This window comes from Phyllobacterium sp. RCAM01083 (assembly GCF_055685835.1).
The window spans coordinates 3,408,793-3,429,912 of the sequence record NZ_JBVFZN010000005.1 but is presented as its reverse complement, the minus strand read 5'-3'; the positions used below and the strand labels follow the sequence as shown (position 1 = coordinate 3,429,912).

Below are 21,120 nucleotides of genomic sequence, written 5' to 3'. Positions count from 1 at the left end.
CGTTGGAGATTCGGGGATCCGCTAGATAACTTCGGCTGAAGTCCCAGATGGCAAACTAAACGCAAAGCGCGGACGACTTTTTCGAACTACGGTTTGTCATTTAGCGCTGCTAGCATTGAATCTGATCAACAGGTTCACGGGCTGCTACAGTCCCCGTAAATTAAGCTGGCTCCTATTGCGGAAATTGCCATGTCTATACCGCGTTCAGATGAAGAAGTGACAATCGAGATGCTGGAAAAATGCTTGGACCAGCTCGCAATTCAGATTGAGCTCAAGGGCAAAAAGGGAGAGGTCTATTTTCCCCTCTGGGAACGCCTCGAGCGCGAAATTGAGATACGCCGCAAGAAGAGCGACACCCTAGCCGCGGTACGGGAACGGATCAGACAATTGCGGGATCGAAAGGCAATTCGATCTTGAGCAGTTCATTGCGGCGCCACTCCAGTGAGCCTCCTATCCCATATCTGGGTCGCTCAATCGCATGACCCATCAAGATTCGTCGCAACTCTTCATCAACCCCCGCTTCTTTCATTCGATCTTCAAACGAATGGCGCAGAGAATATAATTTGTGTTTGGTAGTCGGTAAGAGCCGATTTTCTCGAAAGTACTTATTGGCTGCCGCCGAAAGAGACGCTTCTTTCTCTCGATAACGCGGAAACCCATTCGGGTGTTTTTTGAACACCTCTAACGCAACACCAACAAGCGGTACATTTCTGATCGACGATTCTGTCTTGATTTCGCGCGGATCGTCAGGATCGTCTCGAGGCTCAATTTTCAAGTGCGGTGCCGGGCCGTGCAAAACAATGGCCTCGGCCGTTAGGTTGCATATTTCGCTCGGGCGAGCACCAGTCTCGATGATTGCCAGCACTATGCCACGCTGCTCATCATTCATGCCGGCGAGCGCCCCTACCTTCAAGATCACCTTTTCAATCCAATCGGTCGGGAAAGGCGGCCGCTTGCGCTTTTTCTTCTCGGCAAATGACAAGCCGGCGAATGGGTTCTTGCGATCCTTGTCCCCTAGGTAAGCAAAGTACTTGCGAAACAGCACGCGGAGATTGCCGAGGTCGCGGTTGCCAATCGAAGCCGTATGGCTCGGCTTCCCCTCCGTAGGAGCGATGCGGTCCAGCCAGTGGACGTAAAGCTTGTTCGCGTCTTCACGAGTGATTTCTGCCATCGGCTTATCACCGATCAGCTTTCTGAAGAGTGTAACTGCCCGCTTCTTGACCTTCTTCCACGAAGCCTTCTGGACCTTGCTTTTGGTTGCCAGCTGAGAGCGCATGATCTTGTCGCAGTATATATCGAACGCTTCAGATATTGTGTCGGTCGATGTGAGCGTGGCATCGGTGATTCCCCGCTGGACCTGACGGAATTGGCCATGACTAGCCAGCACGCGTTTTATGATCTGCTCAATTTGGTCATTGACAACGTCAACATTTGATTTGAACGAGAAACCCAAGGCCTCAACTCTGGATTTCGCGACAGCATATCTCAGACGAGCACCGTCAACATCCGCGTCTAAGATAAGTGATCCCCATAGATCATTGTCGGCCGCTTCAAGTATGTCGCGCTTAGCAAGCGCGATCATGAGGTCATCAGTTTTCAGAGATATCCGGATTATTGGCCCTCGCGGATCTCTGTCGCCTACGCTGCCTGGTACACGGCGCTTATAGTAGAGGATACCATCTCGCTCTTGAATGTATCGTTTTGCGTAACTGACACTACGATTTCGTCTCATCTGAATGGCCTCGATAGATGGTCCAATCGGAGACTATTTTCATCTGGTAAGGAGAAAAAAATCAATTCGCGACAAACGCTAAGTTTTCTGATGCCTCATCGTCCAAAAGACGGCCAGATTGTTCAACAGTAGGATGTCGTTACTGTGCTAGGGGTCCTGTGGGCGCAAGTTCAATTGTCCGACGAATGTCCCGCATTTGTCCCGCTCCTGTCCCGTTGTTGATGTACATAGAGTATGTCGCATTCCAGCTGCCAACACATCGTTCGACCTGGCTGACGGGTGGGGCAGAGAGTTTGGAGGCTTGCACTAAGTATTGACGGCCATGCGCTCACGCGCTGGCCTCTGTCTATGCTGACTTGGGCATGCGCGGTCGCGATGCGTGTGCTGCTCTGATTTGCACCTCACCACACCTTGGTCAATGCGAGCGTAATGAGCGTCACCAGCGCGCGTCCTATGCGAGGTAGTTCGCCCTACATGCATGATGCAACAGGCTGCTGTGCGCCTCACCCTGCGGCGACGAGCACCCCTCGCAAAGACTTTAGGGACCGTATGAGAGGCCTTCTCAGAGCGGGGCGCAGCACCCCGGAATCTCGGCGAAGTTATCTTTTCTAAGGGGGTTCCTCCCCGTAGGTGTCAAAAACCGATTCGTTGACGGCTTCCTGTCAAGGGAAATCGACCATTTTGGCAGCGTTAACGGGCATGATTTTGAGCGCTGAAAAGCGAGGAAATGCAGGTCATTGAATGGTTAACGGCAATGGGGCATGGCAGCAGTGTTTGCCCGGACCGTTGACGGGAGGGGAAAACTGCGATTTTCTCGCGTTATTCCCTCTTATATATAGATTGATAAAGTTGACGGGGCGGTCGGCGCCAAGCCGATCCGAGCCCGAGTGATTGTGTCTCGATCTTAAATTTAAGATAGAGTAGAGAGAGCAAATTCCACTTTTGCGTCTCCCCATTCTATCTGAGGCATCTGTCCCGGGTTTGTCCCGCAAATGTCCCGGTCAGAAATCGTTAACTAAGGCTGTGGATTGGGCTGGTTTGCAGCTTCGATGACCCCCGATAGAGATTACGATAGGCACTCAATGGAATTTTCCCGAAGTCGCCTATTGGGCGCGACTACAATAGACGTAGATCAAGATCGTGCCTCTCATCAGTCGCCACGAGAGATCGCTTGCTGGTAACGTCCGGTTATATCCAAACTAACTGACGGGATCGGTACCGTATTATCTATCTTGAGGTATTCTGCGTTGATCGCCATAAAGCGCCCCTGTTAAGTCTCGCAACGAAGATTTTCAGGCTCGCCTGTTTGACAGCGTGCCGCTTCATTGCACTTGAATTGTTTTCATTTTGGGTGTGATCCGAGTCAATTTTTGTCGCAGCGCCAAGTTGGCGTCGTGCTGTATTCCGGCGTGGAATAGGTGCCGTGCTGATACCTATTTCTTGGCTCTACTGAATGGTAGATGTTGTCGAGCTGTGAAGCCTATTTCAAAGGTCTAATGGAGCGGGAGGGACGGTGTGCGCCAGATTCTAATCTGGGATTTTCTGGGTATATTTGATGGTTCGGCTTAAATTAAAGCCATAACTCTGGATTAGATGAACATTTGTAAAACCAGTATACGGAAACCAAACTGCAATGCACCTAAAGTCACAGTACAAGTCTTCAGCAATCATAAATACTCGGTTTCTCATAGCTATCGAGTCTGTACACTGTAGTCACAACTTGCTCAACTCTTGCAATTCACCCAACCGGCCTGGTGAATGATCGCCCCATCATTACCGCAGATCTGAAAATCGACTTGCAAGTTTACTGCCAATAAGTTTCTTTCATATGGTGTGAGAATTGGGGAAATGTTCATCATGTTAGGGTCTGGACGCAGGCGAGTTGTGGCGGCACCGCTGGCTTTGATTGCTATACTAACAATATTCCCCCTGCCCCCTACTCATAGCGATCCAACGACATTTGAAGATAAAGAAACTTTTGATGAGTTGGAGAGGCGAGCAGACAATGGTGACGCTGATGCTCAATATCGGATTGGCGTTTACTTATATAACACAGCACCAGTTCCGATGAATCGGAAAATCGCTGAACATTGGTTTACCTTAGCTGTACGCCAAGGCAGTGGTGCAGCGGCTTATAGCTTGGCTCGCTTGGTCGCACCCACTTCCCAAAGTACATCGGAAGATCAGGCCAAGGCGGCAAAATTTTTCGAACGATCATTGGAGCTTGGATACCCCGTTGCTCAATATTCAAAGGCTGCTGGTTACGAACGCGGCAACGGGAGGGAGAGGAATCTATCGGAAGCATACCGCTGGTATTTAAAAGCAGCTGAACAGAATTATCCCGAGGCACAGATGGCATTGGCTAATCTTTATGCAACTGGACGTGGTGTTGCCAGAGATGAGGCCAAAGCGAACAAACTATACCAACAAGCAACAGAAACGTACCTCGAGGCCGCATTGAAAGGGGATGGGCTTGCGCAGAACATGCTGGCCGTCATTTACGAAGTAGGGCTTGGCACCGTCAAAAATACCACGCTCGCAGGCGAGTGGTTCGCTAAATCATCAGCGTCGAAAAAGAGTGCCATTCAGCGTGAAATACTACGAGATACAATAGATGATGAGCGTGATATTCGTGCAGTACTAGTCGCGGGATTGGAGCTTCGATATTTCGATCGCATTACTTATAATGCAAAGAAATAATTGAATTCTCAAGCCCAGTTTGCACCAGCGAGAGATAGTTTGGACATATATAATGTCGCTTGTTGTATATGTTGCTTTGTCGGACTTTACTTGAATTGTAAAATAACTATGGGTGATTTTAAGCTAAATGAATGGTAGAAATAAGGAACATAAACGCAAGCCGTATATAATGGATGAGCTATTAAAGAAATCCAGTTGGATGTATTTGATATTGTATTTCATTTTTATGATTATATCTGTTTCTATATTATCATTTTTTCAAGCTCCTTCTTGGACATACTATTGTATAGTCGGGGGTTTTGGCGTCTTGGGGCAGGCTCTAATCAAAGATAAATTCATAACCTCAGCTTGGACTGACAACAAAGACAACGGTGATCCGGAAAAAAAATTGATGGATCCAACAGGTAAGGATGACGAAAGTGGGGCCAAATAGAAACAACGAGGTTCACCCGGGTGGGATTCCGTCGCCAGTCGATCTCAATACCCTCAGCGACGCCACCAATGCAGCCCAATTTGGAGTGTCGGTTGGATTTAAAGCGTTAGAGGATGCTTCGATTAATGTATCGAGTATTCAGAGCGTAACAACCAGGGCTATTGGTTATGCAGCTTTGGGAGTGGATTTTGCACAATATCGAGAAGCCCAATATAGCTATATTGGCAGTGCCGTACTGACAGGAATTCAGTACGGCGTTACGCTTGGTTCCGACGTGGTCATTGGCGCGGCAACTATTGGTTTTGCGGGTATGTCGGGGGTGGCCGCACCAGCGGTGGGCTACGCAGGTATTGCAGCAGGCGCTGCTTCGAACTACGCAATTGGAAATTGGTTTCATGGCGTATTTAGCGACGCCAACCAACCGGTCATGTCGACTAACATCAATCTCAATTTCAATGAACCTTATATGGCTGGTTCGGGTGTGCAAACATCGACGTGGAAGATTGATCCCAGTACCCAACGACCTACGACTTACGTAAATAGACAGTTTGCCTATACAGCGCCTGCCTTAGCCTTAAAGGATATTGATCAGCTTCCCGACTATCAAGGGTTCAACACCCCTAAGGAAATGATGACTCCTGCGGACTGGGGAGGGTTCCGCAACCCGGTTTCCACGTCAGAGCACATTAATGGGCTACCATACGATCCGCATTTTTTCTCTCCGGAACCTAGTATTTCACGCAATCCATACGAAACTCATTACACTCCCACCATTGGGGCAAGCTCGCCAACGGCGCCCTTTACTCCGGAGCGCGTACAAGCAGAGATCGACCGCCGTGCAGCCGTCGATAGCGCGATCGCGCACGATCGTGCATTCAATACTCCGGCCAGCCAGTCGAATTCACCATCGTATCGGGGTTCTGAAATCCAAAGCATGCGCGATTATGACAGCATGCGGTCGGGTGCAAACCTTGAAGGTCTTCATGACAGGCGCGACGCGGCACAGTCGTTGCATTCCCAGCCAAGCGCACCGATGCGCTCGGAAGCGGCACAGCAGGAAAGGGCAGACAGGCTGGCGGCGGCAGCCAAAAGTTATCTGGATGGCGTGAACACAAGCCCGACAAAAAGCCTTCCGGATGCAACCGGGTTGGGCGGCGTATCTTTTCGTTCGCCTGTATCGGCTCTGCCAAGCGCTACACAGCAAAGCTTTGTCAATGTCACCTATGGTCAGGTTACCTCTTTACCGCAATATGCTCTCGGTTACTTTGGACCAGTCAATCCCGTGGCAGCTGTTGCGCCAACCCCCACACCTGTTACGCGACCGGTCGCCGTGCCTGTTGCCAGACCGGTGACGTATCAACCCATTCCGATCAATAGGGTACCGATCCCTGCCGATAAGCCCATCAATTTGAGCGGTTTCCTGGGCGCTATTGGCGGGCTTGTTGAGGGTGGTTTCGGTGCGATCGGTGGGCTCATCAGTGCGCTGACTGGCATTCACCGTATAGGCCTGGATAGTGGATATGGCACGGGTGGCGAAGGTGCCCATCACGAGGGCGCGCACAACCCGGCCTCGGATCATGGCATAAGCCAAAGCGAAAAGAACACGGACCACAAGAGTGCGTGGGGCAATCCCGTCCTGCTCGATCTTTCCGGCAATGGCTTGACGGTCGATACGCTGTCGTCATCCTCACAGTTCCTTGATCTTAAAGGTGATGGCTATCAGCATCGGACGGCCTGGGCGGGCAAGGGCACGGGTGTTCTGGTCATCGACACCAACAATGACGGCAAGATCAACCAGTCGAACGAATTTGTCTTCACCGAATGGGACAAGTCGGCAACGGGCGACCTTGAAGCCATCCGCAACGTGTTCGACACCAACCACAATGGCAAGCTCGATGCCGGCGATGCGCGCTGGGGCGAATTCAAGGTGATGGTTGACGGCGTGATGAAGACGCTGGATGAGCTTGGGATTGCTTCCATCGACCTGATGCCGAAGGGCACAGGCCAGAACTTTGCTGATGGGTCAGCGATCACGGGAACCACGGAATTCACGCGAACCGACGGCACGAAGGGCAAGGTGGGTGATGCGGTTCTGGCCCAGGATCCGAACGGTTACATCATCAAGCGAACGGCCGCGACCAATGCGGATGGAACGGTTACCGAAGACATTCTGGCGTATAACAAGGACGGCAGCCTGGCCTTCCGCAACCTGGTCACGCGCAGCGCCGACGGCAACAGTATCCGCACGCAGTTTGACGATGATGGCAATGGCACGTTTGACCGCTCGCAGACGGACAATCTGGTCATTGGTGGCGATGGAACGCGCATCCGGACCATATCCAATCTGAATGCCGACGGTTCTCTGTTGAACCGGACGGTGACCGTGACCAGTGCAGACAGGAAAACGATCACCACAACCGTTGATCAGGACGGCGATGGGAGGGACGACCAGAGTGAGGTACTTGTCACCAATGCCGATGGTTCATCGACGACCACGACGAGAGCATTCAGCGTCGATGGCACACTGACCAGGCAGATCAAGGCGACGTCGAGCGCCGACGGCCTGTCGAAAACGAACCAGACGGATGCCAACGGCGATGGTGTGTTTGAACTGACCACCCTTGAAACGACGGTCAACAATGCGGATAGCGGCCGAACCAAAACGGTTGATGCCAAAAATGCCGATGGTTCGCTGATCGCACGCACCGTGACGACGACGAGCGCCGATAATCGCAGAAGAGAAGTCAAATACGATCACAGCGGCAATGGCACATTTGATGAGACCGAGACCACGCTCATCGAAGTGGGTGGCAATGGCGACATCACGACGACGGTATCGAGCTTCAACGCCGATACCAGCCTGCGTGACAAGACGATTACAGTCACATCCGCGGACGGCCTGTCGCAGACAACGTCGAGTGATCTGACCGGAGACGGTGTTTTTGACCGCATTGCGTCGCAGGTTACGGTTGTAGGGACAGATGGAACGCGTACGCAAACTGTCCTGGCGAAGAGCGGCAACGGCACGCTGTTGTCAAAATCCGTCACCATCACAAGCGGTGACGGCAAGACCATTTCGATTGATGAGGACCGGAATGGCGATGGCGCTGTTGATACACGCACAAGCGTGATCATCGCTGCCGATGGTTCAACCACCACCACACAGTCCAATCTCAATCCCGATGGATCGCTGCAGAGCAAGACCGTTGCGGAAACCCTGGCAGGCGGATTGACGACCACAACCAAGGTTGATCTGAACGGTGATGGTATCATTGACCAGATCAAGTCGGATGTTACCGTTGCCAATGCGGATGGCAGCCGGACGCAAACAGTCACGACCACAAGTGGCACTGGCGTTCTGACGGCCAAGACCATCACCACAACATCAGCCGACAGCCTGACACAGACGGTAAGCCAGGACCTCAATGGCGATGGAACCATCGATCAGGTCATCACCAATCAGATCGTTCTGAACGCGGACGGCAGCCGCAGCCAGACCCAGACAACCAAGTCCGGCAATGGCACGCTTTTGAGCAAAACCGTGACCGTGACGAGCGCTGACCGCAAGACAACAACGGTCACATCGGACTTGGATGGCGACGGAAGCAGCGACCTGACCGAGGTGCAGATTCTGAACGCTGATGGCAGCAAGACGATTACATCGACGCGCACGAATGCAGCTGGAAGCGTTCTTGCCAGATCGGTGACCACGACAAGCGCCGATGGTTTGACCGTCGCGAAGTCTGATGATCTCGATGGCAATGGCACGTTTGATGCCAAAACGTTGAGCAAAATGGTCATCAACAATGATGGTTCGCGGGACACAACGGTAACGGTCACGGCGGGCACCACGCTGATATCAACGACCATCACGACGACAAGCGCCAACGGCCTTGTGAAGACGGTCACGTCAGACCTTGATGGGAACGGCATCATCGATGCCAAAACCACGCAAGTCTCCGTTCTCAATGCAGACGGATCAAAGACGACAACAACGAGCAATTATGTCGGTACCAGCCTGACGTCACAGACCATCGTTATATCAGCCGCCAACGGGCTGTCCTCGACGACGCAGGTGGACAGCGATGGCAATGGGACGATCGACCGGGTGACAAGCTGGACAAAGAGCTTGAACGCCGACGGGTCGGTCCTCGAAACATCCGAGACAAAATTATTGAATGGCGTCCTGCTCTCGCGCTCGACGGTGACAAGCTCTGCCGATGGCAGGATGATCATCTCGCAGGTCGATGATAATGGTGATGGGAAGATCGATACGAAGCGCGTTTCCCTGGTCAATGCCAATGGATCGACAAGCGAAACCGTCAGCACGTTCAACCTGGATGGCTCGCTGAACGCCCGGACTGTCACGGAAGTGACTGCGGATCGCCTGACCACGACGCTTCGGACCGATCTTGACGGCAATGGGACAGATGACACCGTCAGGGCCGACGTGACTGCCTTGAACGCCGATGGCAGCCGGACGCAGACTTCCAGTGTTCGCAGCGCCGATAACAGCCTGATCAGCCGGACCATTGTCACCACTTCGGCCAATGGTCTCGTTCAGACCGTGGAGAAAGACACGACCGGCGACGGCGTTGCCGACGAGATTTCCAGCACAACGCTTGTCATCAATGCGGATGGCAGCCGGCAGCAGACGGTCACGACAACGGCGGGCAATGGAACGCTGCTGGTCAAGACCGTCACGCTGACGAGTGCCGACCACAAGACCGTGACTGTTACGACGGACATGGATGGTGATGGCAATGTCGATCTGACGGATGTTCAGGTGTTGAATGCCGATGGAAGCAAGACGGTCACCTCGACCCGAGCCAATTCCACGGGCGCGCTCCTGTCAAAGGCGGTCATAACAACCAGTGCCGACGGTCTGACAATCACCCGGTCGGATGATATCGATGGCAATGGTACGTTTGATGCCAAGAGCGTCAGCACCGCGGCGCGACAAGCCGATGGCAGCAGAACCACAACGGTTGTCACCACTGCCGGCACAGCAACGACAGGCAAAACCATCACGTCCATCAGTGCCAATGGTCTGATCAAGACCACGGAGACGGATCTCAATGGTGACGGGGTCATTGATACGAAGGTCGTGGAAACCTCGGTCTTGAATCCCGATGGTTCGACCACCAAGACAACGCAAAGCTATTCCGGTTCCAGCCTGACTGGCAAGACCGTCACGACAACAAGTGCCAATGGCCTGGTATCCTCGTCGCAGTTCGATAGTGACGGGAATGGTGGGGTTGACCGGCTGGTCAAATCAACGAAAGCAATCAATGCTGACGGGTCGACGATCGAGACCACCGAAACACTCAGTAATGCCGGGACGCTCCTGTCGAAATCGGTGACCACCATTTCAGCTGACACCAGAACCGTCACCACTGAGACGGATATTGACGGTGATGGCAAGATCGATCTGCGTCGGTCAAGCATTGTCAATGCCAACGGCTCGACGACACAGACTTTTCGCCAGTTCAAGCCGGATGGCACGCTCGGCAGCGCGTCAATCACAGAGATTTCAGCCAATGGTCTGTCAAGAAAGATCAGCACCGACGCCAATGGTGACGGGATTTACGAGGATGTGACAACAGACGTTATGGTCCTCAATGCGGACGGCAGCCGGACGCAGACGATCATACGATCCGACAGCAGTGGCAAGGCAATCGAGAAGACCATTACGACATTCAGTAAAGACGGTCTTTCCAGGAATGTACCAATGTTTGCCGATGGCGAACACTTCAGCCGTTCGATGATTGATACCACTGCGCTGGGTGCCGATGGCAGCAGTGTGAGGGCTGTCACCTATTACAAGGCCGATGCTTCACGTGAGAGCGTGACGACCACCATTGTCAGTGGCGACGGGCGCACGACCACTGTCATCATTGACAATGATGGTGATGGCAAAGACAACCAAAAGGAAGTCACCGTCAAGAACGCTGACGGAAGTGTGACGAGCACGCGAACCGATTATGCAGCCGATGGCACCACCATCATCGACAGCAAGAAGGTGACGACAAGCGCGACCGGGCTCATCGAGACAACGGACTATGACAGCGATGGCAATGGCACGGTTGATACCAGAACCGTTCGCACGACTGTCTTGAATGCCAACGGTTCGAAGACGCAGACAACGGATACGTTTGCTGCATCGGGCGGTACTTTCGTTCTCAAGGGTAAAGCCATCATCGACATCTCGGCTGATGGCCTCTCGAGAGATGCGCAGTGGGATCTCAATGGCAGTGGTAACTTGAACCGGCGCCAGACTGTGACTACTGTCTTGAACAGTGACGGTTCCCGCACCCAAACGATCACCAAATATGGAGACGGCGTATTCAATCGCCGGCACATCATTACAACGTCCGCTGACGGGCTTGTGGTGACAACAAAGCGTGACACCACTGGCACAGGTATCTACGACCTGTTGGCAACGGACGTCACAACGTTGAACGCCGATGGTACGAAGACGCGAACCATCACCAATACCAAGGCTGATGGAAGTCTGGTCTCAAAGACGATCACCACCCAAAGTGCGGACGGCCGCACGATCACGACGCAGGAGGACAGGACAGGACAGGCATCGCGCATCCTGAAGAATGTGAGCGATGTTCTGGCCGATGGCTCTGTGGTCAATACCGCAACGACATCGAGTATTGCTGGTCTGCTCCTGGACAAGACTGTCACAACGACGAGTCCCGACAAGCGCCGTGTAACGATTGAGCGGGATGCCGACGGCGATGGGAAGGTCGATCAGACCGAACAGCGCATCCAGGCTGTGGATGGTTCGGTGACATCAACCATCACGGGTCTGCGTGCAGACGGTACAATCGCCAACCGGACGACAGCAAAGGTTTCGGCTGACGGTCTGACGACAACCACAGAGTGGGATCTGGATGGTGACGGAGCTGCCGATCGTAAGCGCACGACCATCAACTCGTTTAATGCCGATGGTAGCCAGCGCAGTGTTATAACCGACACAGATGATACTAGTAAACTTGTATCGAAGACTACGGTCACTGTGAGTGCTGATGGCAGAACTCGCATCACGAGCAAGGATACAAATGGAAACGGCACCGCCGATCAAACGGAGACCCGAATTGTCGAAATGAACGGTGCGATTACCGAAACCATCGTGAACAATACCGAAGCCCGTGAATTGATCAATCTTCCGGCCGGGCAGGTCAATTGGGTAAAAGCGATTGCGGCAAAAGTTCAAACTACAATCTCGCTTGACGGCATAACGAGAATTGTCAGTTCCGACTACGATGGCAATGGCACCTATGAAGTCTATATGCTCGAGGAGAAACAGCTCGACGGTTCGACCAAAGCGACGATCACCGAGACGAATGCCGATGGCAGCGTCAAGGCGCGGGGCACGTTAACGACGAGCGCCGACGGTCTTACGACCGTGTTGGTCAAGGACGGCGACAATGACGGTTATTTTGGCCACACGGAGACTTCCGTAACCCACAATGACGGATCGATCACCCTTACTGTGGTGGACACAAACACCAACGGAACGTTGAAACAGACTGTTGTCGATAACATCACGGCATCCGGAAAATTGCTGCATGAGCTGACAACGGACGGTCAGGGCCGCAAGACCGCCGAGACATTGCTGGCCAATGACGGAACATCAACGGCATCAACCTTCGATGCCGCAAGTGGACAAACCTTGAGCATTGCGCGGATCAACAAGAAAGGTGTCCCGACCACTGCGACACTCTACGATCCATTGAATGCCAATCCGTGGAGCAGAGTTGAGCAGACATTCAATGCCGACGGCAAGAAGGTCTCCGAAACCCAGTACATGGATGACGGGACGCGAGCTGACATCACATATTATCCGGGTTTCGACACGCCGCAGTTGACCAATTTCTACAACGCTGCTGGAGTACTGACAGGGCGGATCACCTATGATTATGCCAACACGCAACCCTGGTCGAAAATAGAACAAACTTTCGACAGTGCGGGCCGGGTTACCTATCAGGTCAACTACAATCGCGGTGTTGGACGGATGGCGTATACCTACGATGTTGTAAATACGCAGCCGTGGTCGAGGATTGAGCAGACTTTTGATACTGCGGGTCAGCTTCATTATCAGAATCAGTTTAATGACGACGGTACACGTGTGGCGATCACTTTTGACCCAGTAGGTGTGTATAGTTGGTCGCGAGTTGATCAATATTTCGATACGGCTGGCCGCCTTACATACCAGTTGAATTACAACGATGACGGGACCAGGACAGCCTACACTTGGGATCAGGCTAATACGCAACCGTGGTCAAGTGTGACGCAATACTTCAATACCGCCGGTCAGAAAACCTTCGAAAGCTGGAATAATGACAACGGTTCGCGCGATGAAAATTTTTGGGATGTTGCGAATACCTCCGATCGCAGCTGGTGGGGCATTCATTTTGACGCTCAAGGGCGTCAGAGCTATGCCACCATCTTCTATGATGATGGTTCACGCGACGAAAACGGATGGGATGTTGCCAACACATCCCCTATGAGCTGGTGGGGTTCGCACTTTGACGCCCAAAATCGAAAAGTCAGTGAAACGGATTTTTATGATGATGGGTCACGCATCGGCTACACCTTTGATGCGTACAACACGGCAAGTTGGGCCATCAAATACAATGTCTACAACGCAGCCGGTCAGCAGACCGAGGCTGATCAGATCAATGATGACGGTACGCGCACCCAATGGTTTGTGAACGACCGCGGGAATGTGGTGGGCACAAGGGAGTATGACAGATGGGGTAATTTGATCCCGCCCAATAATGGGGGTGGACCAGGCTCACATGGTCAACCGGTTCTTCTCGATCTGAATGGTGACAACCATATCGATCTTCGCCCGTTTGATCCTGTGGAGTTTGCCAATAACGCAGGTCCTCGCTTTGACTGGGATGGCGATGGTGTCCGCGATGGAACCGCCTGGGTCGGTCCGCAGGACGGCATGCTCGCCATTGATCTCGGCTCAAATGGACAGGCAGGTGGGGACGGCGTCATCGATCAGGCAAGGGAAATTGCCTTTTCGCTGTGGGCAACACCGGAAGACGTTGCAGCCCTTGGACACCCGGCCTCGGATCTCGAAGGCCTGCGGCTGGCATTCGACACCAATCATGATGGCGTGCTTGACGACAAGGATGCGCGCTGGAACGAGTTCCGTGTCTGGCAGGATGCCAACCAGAACGGCATCTCGGATCCGGGCGAGCTGAAGACCATGTCGGAGGCCGGGATCAAGCTCATCAATCTCATCCCGTCCATCGAAGGAGCAACACAGTTCCCCGACGGATCGGCGCTGACCGGCACGAGTTCCTATGAGATGCTGGATGGCACGACGCGGCATCTGGTTGGCGATGCAACGCTCGCCTATCGCTCGTCGCAGGCAAACGCGCCGGCAGCCTGACGGTCGGCGGTATCTCAGGGACGTCGTTTTGTGCGCCGCCCCGGATTATCAGCACTCATTCGTGTGCGATGAGTGGGTTGATGGGTCCAATCCATCACGTATCTGTACCGGTAAGGAACCCGATGAATATGAAAAGCTATATTGTTGCGACTATTTTCGTGAGCGCCGGCCTGTGGTTCTCCCCCGCTAATGCCGGTGATTGCTATGGGACCGGAGAATTCCACTATGGCGCCACAGCAACAGCCCTGGCCACCGTCAAAAGTGGCCGGGCATGCTCTTTTCCAATGACGATAAATGGTCGGACCGTCAGCCTTAAAATTGTTTCGCCTCCGAAAAATGGTATCGCTAAAGCGTTAAATCGAAGCACCCTGGCTTATCAATCCAAACCCGGCTTCAAGGGGCAGGATACCGTGGTCTTTGCCGTCGAGGATGCGCGCTTGGGCACAGCGACCATGAATATGAAAATAACGGTTCGTTAGAGCGAAGCACTGAAGTTTTAAGAGGGGCTGTGGTTTCGGTCGCACGGCCAAGTGGGCGTCATTTTGCACGGCATCCGCTGCATGAATCTCGCCATGATCAGGGGCCTGGTCGTACCCTGATCTGTGGCGACGGAGGAACGAAGCAATTGGGCAAGGAATGACGAGCCAATAATGGCTCGCACGGGGTGGTAACTAACATGGACAGGGTAAGTTCGGGGGATGTGGATCCACCGGCGGCGGGTGGTGTGCCTGACGAACGTGCAGCGGACAGCGGCTTGTCCGCGCTTGTGGCGATTGCCGGTTATTACCGGATTGCCGCGCGGCCGGAGACGCTGGCGCGGGAATATGCGCTGAAGGGTGCGGCGGGGGCAGACGATATCCTGCGGGCGGCAGGTTCGATCGGCCTGAAGGCGCGCAAGGTTGTGGCGCGGGGCGGCAAGCGGGTCGCGGCGCTGCCGGTTCCGGCGATTGCCTGCCTCATCGACGGCTCGTTTGCGATTTTTGGCGGAGCGAATGCCGAGGGGATGTGCCGTGTGGTCAATCCGGTGGATTTCCGCTCGCGCGAGGTGCCGGTTGACGAGTTGTTGCAGCTGACCGGCGGCACGTTCATCCTGGTGCAGCGGCGGTTCGCGGGGGCGGGCGTGTCGCGCGACACGTTCGGCTTCAAATGGTTCCTGCCGTCGCTGTGGCGCTATCGCCGCTCGCTCGGCCATGTGCTTTTGGCCTCGCTGTTCGTGCAGCTGTTTGCGCTGGTCACGCCGCTGTTCTTCCAGGTGGTGGTCGACAAGGTGCTGGCGCATCGCAGCTATTCCACCCTGATCGTTTTGGTGGTGGGGCTTGCCGCCATCGGGCTGTTCGATGTGGTGCTGCAATACTTGCGCACCTATGCGCTGTCGCACACGACCAACCGCATCGATGTGGAGCTGGGACGGCGGCTGTTCCGGCACCTGCTCAACCTGCCGCTCAGCTATTTCGAGACCCGGGCGGCGGGCCAGACCGTGGCGCGGGTGCGCGAGCTTGAAACCATCCGCAACTTTCTGACCGGGCAGGGCCTGTTCTCCGGCCTCGACTTCATCTTCACCATCATTTTTATCTTCGTGCTGTTTGCCTATTCGGCCAAGCTCGCCTGGATCGTCGTTGCCTCCATTCCGTTCTATCTCGCCATCGGCTTCCTCATCCGGCCGTTTTTGAAGGAACGCATTGACGAGAAGTTCGACCGCGGTGCCTATAGCCAGCAATTGCTGGTGGAGACGGTGGTCGGGGTGCAGACGCTGAAGGCGGCGGCGGTCGAGCCGGTTGTCGCGGCGCAGTGGGAGGAGCGGCTGGCCGCCTATATCCGTTCGTCCTTTGCCGCCACGATGCTTGCCGCCAAGGGCCAGAACGCCATTCAATATGTCAGCAAGGTCACGAGTGCCGCGCTTCTTCTCTTCGGGGCGCAGGCGGTGATCAATGGCGAACTGACCGTCGGCGCGCTGGTTGCCTTCAATATGATCGCGGGCCAGGTGGCGCAGCCGATCCTGCGCCTGTCGCAGCTCTGGCAGGACTTTCAGCAGGTGCAGGTTTCGGTCTCGCGCCTTGCCGATATCCTGAATGCGCCGCAGGAGCCGCGCCCGGCCATTGCCGTCTCGCTGCCGGCACCCAAGGGCGCCTTGACCTTCAAGTCGGTGACCTTCCGCTATGCCCCCGATGCACAGGATGTTTTGAAGGATATCAACCTGACGGTCCGGCCCGGCGAAGTCATCGGCATTGTCGGCCCGTCGGGATCGGGCAAATCAACCCTGACCAAGCTGGTGCAGCGCTTCTATATCCCCAGCAATGGCCAGGTGTTCATGGACGGGCAGGACATTGCCCAGGTCGATCCCGCCTGGCTGCGTTCCAATATCGGCGTGGTGCTGCAGGAGAACATGCTGTTCAACCGCACCATCCACGACAATATCGTGCTGGCCAGCCCCGCCATGTCGCGCGAGGCCGCCATGCGCATGGCGCAGTTGTCGGGGGCCGACGAGTTCATCTCAAAGCTGCCGCGCGGCTATGATACGCTGATCGAGGAGCGCGGCGCCAATCTTTCCGGCGGCCAGCGCCAGCGGCTGGCCATTGCCCGGGCGCTCGCCACCAACCCGCCCATCCTCATTCTTGATGAAGCCACCAGTGCGCTCGACTATGAGAGCGAGCGGATCATCCTTACCAATATGCGCGAGATCGTGCGCGGCCGCACCGTGATCATCATCGCCCACCGGCTTGCCACCGTGCGCTATTGCAACCGCATCATCGGCATGAAGGATGGCCGCATTGTCGAGGAGGGAACGCACGACACGCTTGTTGCCAGAGAGAACGGTCTCTATGCCCATCTGTGGCAGCTGCAGTCGGGGAGCAATCAGGCATGAAACCTCCAGAGGCACCTCTTGAGGCCGCGCCCTCAAAGCCTGAACGCGCTGAGCCCGGCCCGGTCAATCCTGATCAGCCCGCTCCCACGCGGCAGGAGCCGGGACAAGAAAAGATCACGGCGAAAGCGCTGAAGACGATCAAACGCCAGCGCGCCGACAATGAATTCCTGCCGGCGGCACTGGAGATCCTGGAAACACCGGCCTCGCCCATCCGCACCGCCTTCATCTGGTTCATCTGCATCCTGGCGACATGCGCCCTTGTCTGGAGCTATCTCGGCACGTTCGACATCGTGGCGACAGCACAGGGCAAGGTACAGCCGGCGGGCCGGGTCAAGATCGTGCAGTCGATTGAGCTCGGGCGGACAAAGACCGTTCCGGTCACCAACGGTAGCCAAGTCAAGGCGGGCGACATTCTGGTTGCGCTCGATGACACGGAGATCAAGTCGGAGGAAACCGCGCTTGCCGTCAGCCTTCAGGCGTTCCGCGCCGAAGTCACCCGCCGCGAGGCGGTGCTGGCGACCGTTGCCGAATGGCAGGAGAAGGGCATCTGGAACATCGGCCGCATCACCGAGCGGCCGCTGGCCTTTCCCGCCGGCATCTCCGAACCGATCCGCCGCCGCGAACAGCTGATCTACCGGGCCGATACGACGCAGCTGCATTCATCGCTTGCCAATCTCGACGCGACGCGGCGCCAGCGCCAGACCGAGATCGACAGCCTGACCCGGACGATCGCCGCGCAGACGGCCCTGGTCAAAACCCTGACCGAGCGCGTCTCCATGCGCACCGAGCTGATCCCGACGGCGGCGGGTTCCCGCGCCCAGGTCATCGATGCCCTGCAATCGCAGCAGGAGGCCGAGGCCAGCCTCGTCACCCAGACCGGCCAGCTGGCCGCAGCGCGGGCCGCGCTTGAGGTCGCGTTGAGTGAGGCGGCAAAGCTCGTGGGCAGTTTCCTCTCCGACAATGTGCAGAAGCAGTCGGAAGCGGCGCGCCGTGTTGACGAACTCGAACAGCAGCTGATCAAGGCGAGCAAGCGCCGCTCCTCCATGACCATCCTGAGCCCGATCGATGGCACCGTGCAGGCCTCGGCCGTCACCACCATCGGTCAGGTCGTCACCGCAGGCAGCGAGCTGATGCGCATCGTGCCGGAAAACGCCGCGCTCGAAATCGAGGCCTACCTTCCCAACCGCGACATCGGCTTTGTGCGAGGCGGCCAGACCGCCGTCATCAAGGTCGAGGCCTTCCCCTTCACCCGCTATGGCATCATCGAAGGCAAGGTGACCCGCGTTGCCACCGACGCCATTCCCGAGCCCGACGCTCAAGCGCTGGAAGGCGCGGCGGCCAAGGAGCTGCAGAGCATCATTCCCACAGGCAATGCCCAGCGCATGCAGAACCTGGTCTTCCCAGTCACCATCCGGCCGGATGTCACTGTCATCAACGTCGATGGGCGATGGATGCCGCTCTCCCCCGGCATGGCGGTCACCGTCGAGGTCAAGACCGGCAAGCGCCGCATTCTCGAATATCTGTTCTCGCCGCTCGCCGAGATATCATCGCAGGCCATGCAGGAGCGATAAGAGGTTTTGACCAACCCGACGCCTCTCTAACTCAGTGGCCCATTGTGCAATGTGAACGCGTTTATGGAGACACGCCGTAGTCTGAAAAACTACGGCGCATCTGGGCATCAACCTTCGATTGAGCGTCGGAGATCATACCACCCAGCGATGTCACAGACGCTTTAATCCGATCGATCTTCGCCTGTGCCGCATCGATAGAAGAGGTGTCAATCTCTGGCCTAGCGGTCGGTGAAAGGTTCTCAGCTATCTGCCGACCGATGTCGGCCGACTGCTTCACAATATCATCCATCTGCGTTGACGACACTCCGGCGGGCTGTCCAAGCGACGACACTGGTGTCATCATCTGTTCCCAGAACCCCTTGTTCTCTGGCGCGGGCGTATAGTTTGGCATAGGCACGGCCTGGCTCGGGTTCATGCGATCCCGATAGGCATTGTGCTTCCTGACCAACTGCTCCGGATCCATCATGGACGGATCCTTCGTGGGAGACTCATCAAGTCCCCGCTGCAGCGCGTACAAGGCGGCCAGCCACGCCCCACCCTTTCCGATTGGAGATTTGAGGATCGCGCCGGCACCGCCGGCCAATATCCCGAGCAGCCCTTTCTTTCCGCCGCCCTTTCCTGCGTCCAAAAGATCACCAGCAGCGCCGCCGCTCTGCATCGCTGCAGCCTGCTGTAGTGCAAGTGCGGCAACGTTGAGGTTGGTGCCGGCGGTGATCAGTCCATAGATTGCCGCACCGACCTTGTACGTTCCGAAGGCAGCCGCGCCGACGCCTGCAATGCCGAGGCCCGTGGTAACGGTAGGATCTCCGGCCTTCACCATCGCAGAGAACTTGTTCACAGCGTTGGAAATGGCATTGAGCCCGGGAACGATGACCGGCATGGCGCTTTCGCCGATGGCCGCCGCGAGATTTTGGAACGACTTGACGAAGCCTTCGTACGCCACGAAGGGGTCATCAAACCTTGCCTGGTCGGCGGCATCCACGCCCTGCGTCCGTTTGTAGAACGCCATGTTCTTGTCAATCTGATATCGCTGCGTGATCATTTTAGTCAGCAGTTCCGACGCCTTGGTATTTTTGGTGGTTTTGGCGACCGCTTCCGAAACTGCTGTCCCGTCACTCAAGTCAACATTGTCGCGCTGCAACGCAGGAATAAGGTTCTTCTTCACCCACTGGTATGGATCCTGGCCAAATAGCTTGGAATCGACAAGGGTGCCCTTTCCTTCTCCTGTTCGTATTCCCAGACGGCGCTGTTCTGCAATGTTGACCTTGCTGGAGTTGCTGTTGGCTCCGATAACGAATGCCTGGAATGCGGAAGACAGCGCCGTGCCAAAACCTTCCGCACCCATGTCCTGCATCAATGCAGGTGCCGTCGACATGATGAAATCGGTGCTTAATCCCGGACCAGCAATTTTCGCTCTGCGGGCCATTGTGTAGAGCATGCCAGGATCAATGTCCTGGCCTTCAATCTGAGCTGACCGGATGATACCGTCGATGATATCTCTGGTAGCTTTGATACCAATATCGCCTTCGTCGTTCTGGCCAAGATTGTCGATACCGCGGATCAATCGCGCAAGTGAGTTACCGGCGATATCTGTACCTTTCGTGGACTGAAGGGTGACGTAGCCCTTCACCATCTGATCGAGCACGGCAAGCCCCCGCTCTGTTGAGCCCATAGTAGCCATCGCACCGCGCGCCATTTCCATAATATCCGTAATGCCGGCCGACGGGTATTTTTGCGAAAGCTCGCTGGATCTCTGGAACATCTGTTCCCGTTCATTCTCGGGAATATTTGCCATCTTCTGACGGAAATATTCGCGCTGGCGCTCCGAGGAAGCTATCACAGCTTCTCGCCCGAGGTTGTTGACCATGTAGGCACCGGTGTAACCACCGGCGGCCACATATGCGGGCCTGAGGGCTGCAGACATAGCAGCTTTAATAGCCTTGGCACTCCGGCGAGCTTCCTTTTCGGTGCTGCGCAAACCACTGCGGACTTGAGCAAGATGGGAGAGTGTTGCGACCTTCCACGCGCCGATTTCCGATTTCCTCATCGCAGTTCCGAGGTTCTTCGACTGCATATCCTTTTGCATTCGATCCCAAGACCGACGGACGATCTCAAGCTCGCGTGCCGAGGCACCCATTTTCTCGATCTGTCGCTGGAAACTGGCGCCCCACTGCGCACCAGCAAGCCGGCGTGCGTGATCCTCGATCTTCTTCATGGATCCGGTCACATCTGTGGCGGCCTTCTTGGCCTTACCGGACATTTCGTCCTGCAGTCGCAACACAAGCTGCCCGAGGAAGGTTTTCGCCATCATTCCATCTCCGCTTCATAAATTTCTAGTAATTATCCACGATAATTCATTGAAAACTCTAAATATCATCCAACTTTTTATGAAAAAAT

General features: G+C 55.3%; 8 protein-coding genes. 6 read left to right on the top strand and 2 right to left on the bottom strand.

Annotated elements, in window-relative coordinates; genetic code table 11:
* The first annotated feature begins 189 nt into the window (after window positions 1-189).
* Entirely contained in the window at window positions 190-417 is a 228-nt protein-coding gene (locus tag ACZ25R_RS23630) for a hypothetical protein (protein ID WP_472462391.1), read from the top strand.
* Here the strand turns inward: ACZ25R_RS23630 and ACZ25R_RS23625 are convergent.
* Complete coding sequence (locus ACZ25R_RS23625) at window positions 380-1,582, bottom strand: integrase (protein WP_472462390.1); 1,203 nt, start codon at window positions 1,580-1,582, stop codon at window positions 380-382. The genes ACZ25R_RS23630 and ACZ25R_RS23625 overlap by 38 nt on opposite strands.
* A 1,998-nt stretch (window positions 1,583-3,580) precedes the next feature.
* On the opposite strand from ACZ25R_RS23625, the gene ACZ25R_RS23620 reads away from it, so the two are divergent.
* The 5 genes from ACZ25R_RS23620 (at window position 3,581) to ACZ25R_RS23600 (ending at window position 18,723) form a co-directional block, all read left to right on the top strand.
* Window positions 3,581-4,432 (top strand): tetratricopeptide repeat protein, encoded by an 852-nt coding sequence (locus tag ACZ25R_RS23620; protein WP_472462389.1) that lies wholly within the window; start codon window positions 3,581-3,583, stop codon window positions 4,430-4,432.
* A gap of 410 nt (window positions 4,433-4,842) precedes the next feature.
* Window positions 4,843-14,289 (top strand): beta strand repeat-containing protein, encoded by a 9,447-nt coding sequence (locus tag ACZ25R_RS23615; protein WP_472462388.1) that lies wholly within the window; start codon window positions 4,843-4,845, stop codon window positions 14,287-14,289.
* A gap of 128 nt (window positions 14,290-14,417) precedes the next feature.
* Window positions 14,418-14,768, top strand: coding sequence for an Ig-like domain-containing protein (locus ACZ25R_RS23610; RefSeq protein WP_472462387.1), 351 nt, complete (start codon window positions 14,418-14,420; stop codon window positions 14,766-14,768).
* Window positions 14,769-14,965: 197 nt separating this feature from the next.
* A complete protein-coding gene (locus ACZ25R_RS23605) occupies window positions 14,966-17,152 on the top strand; it encodes a type I secretion system permease/ATPase (RefSeq protein ID WP_472462386.1) in 2,187 nt (728 codons plus the stop codon).
* The gene (locus tag ACZ25R_RS23600; protein ID WP_472462385.1) at window positions 17,149-18,723 is read left to right on the top strand and encodes an HlyD family type I secretion periplasmic adaptor subunit; all 1,575 of its coding nucleotides are present in this window, start codon (window positions 17,149-17,151) and stop codon (window positions 18,721-18,723) included. The genes ACZ25R_RS23605 and ACZ25R_RS23600 overlap by 4 nt, the downstream gene beginning before the upstream one ends.
* Window positions 18,724-18,784: 61 nt before the next feature.
* Here ACZ25R_RS23600 and ACZ25R_RS23595 read toward each other — a convergent pair whose 3' ends face one another.
* The gene (locus ACZ25R_RS23595) at window positions 18,785-21,034 is read right to left on the bottom strand and encodes a phage tail tape measure protein (RefSeq protein ID WP_472462384.1); all 2,250 of its coding nucleotides are present in this window, start codon (window positions 21,032-21,034) and stop codon (window positions 18,785-18,787) included.
* Window positions 21,035-21,120: the final 86 nt, after the last annotated feature.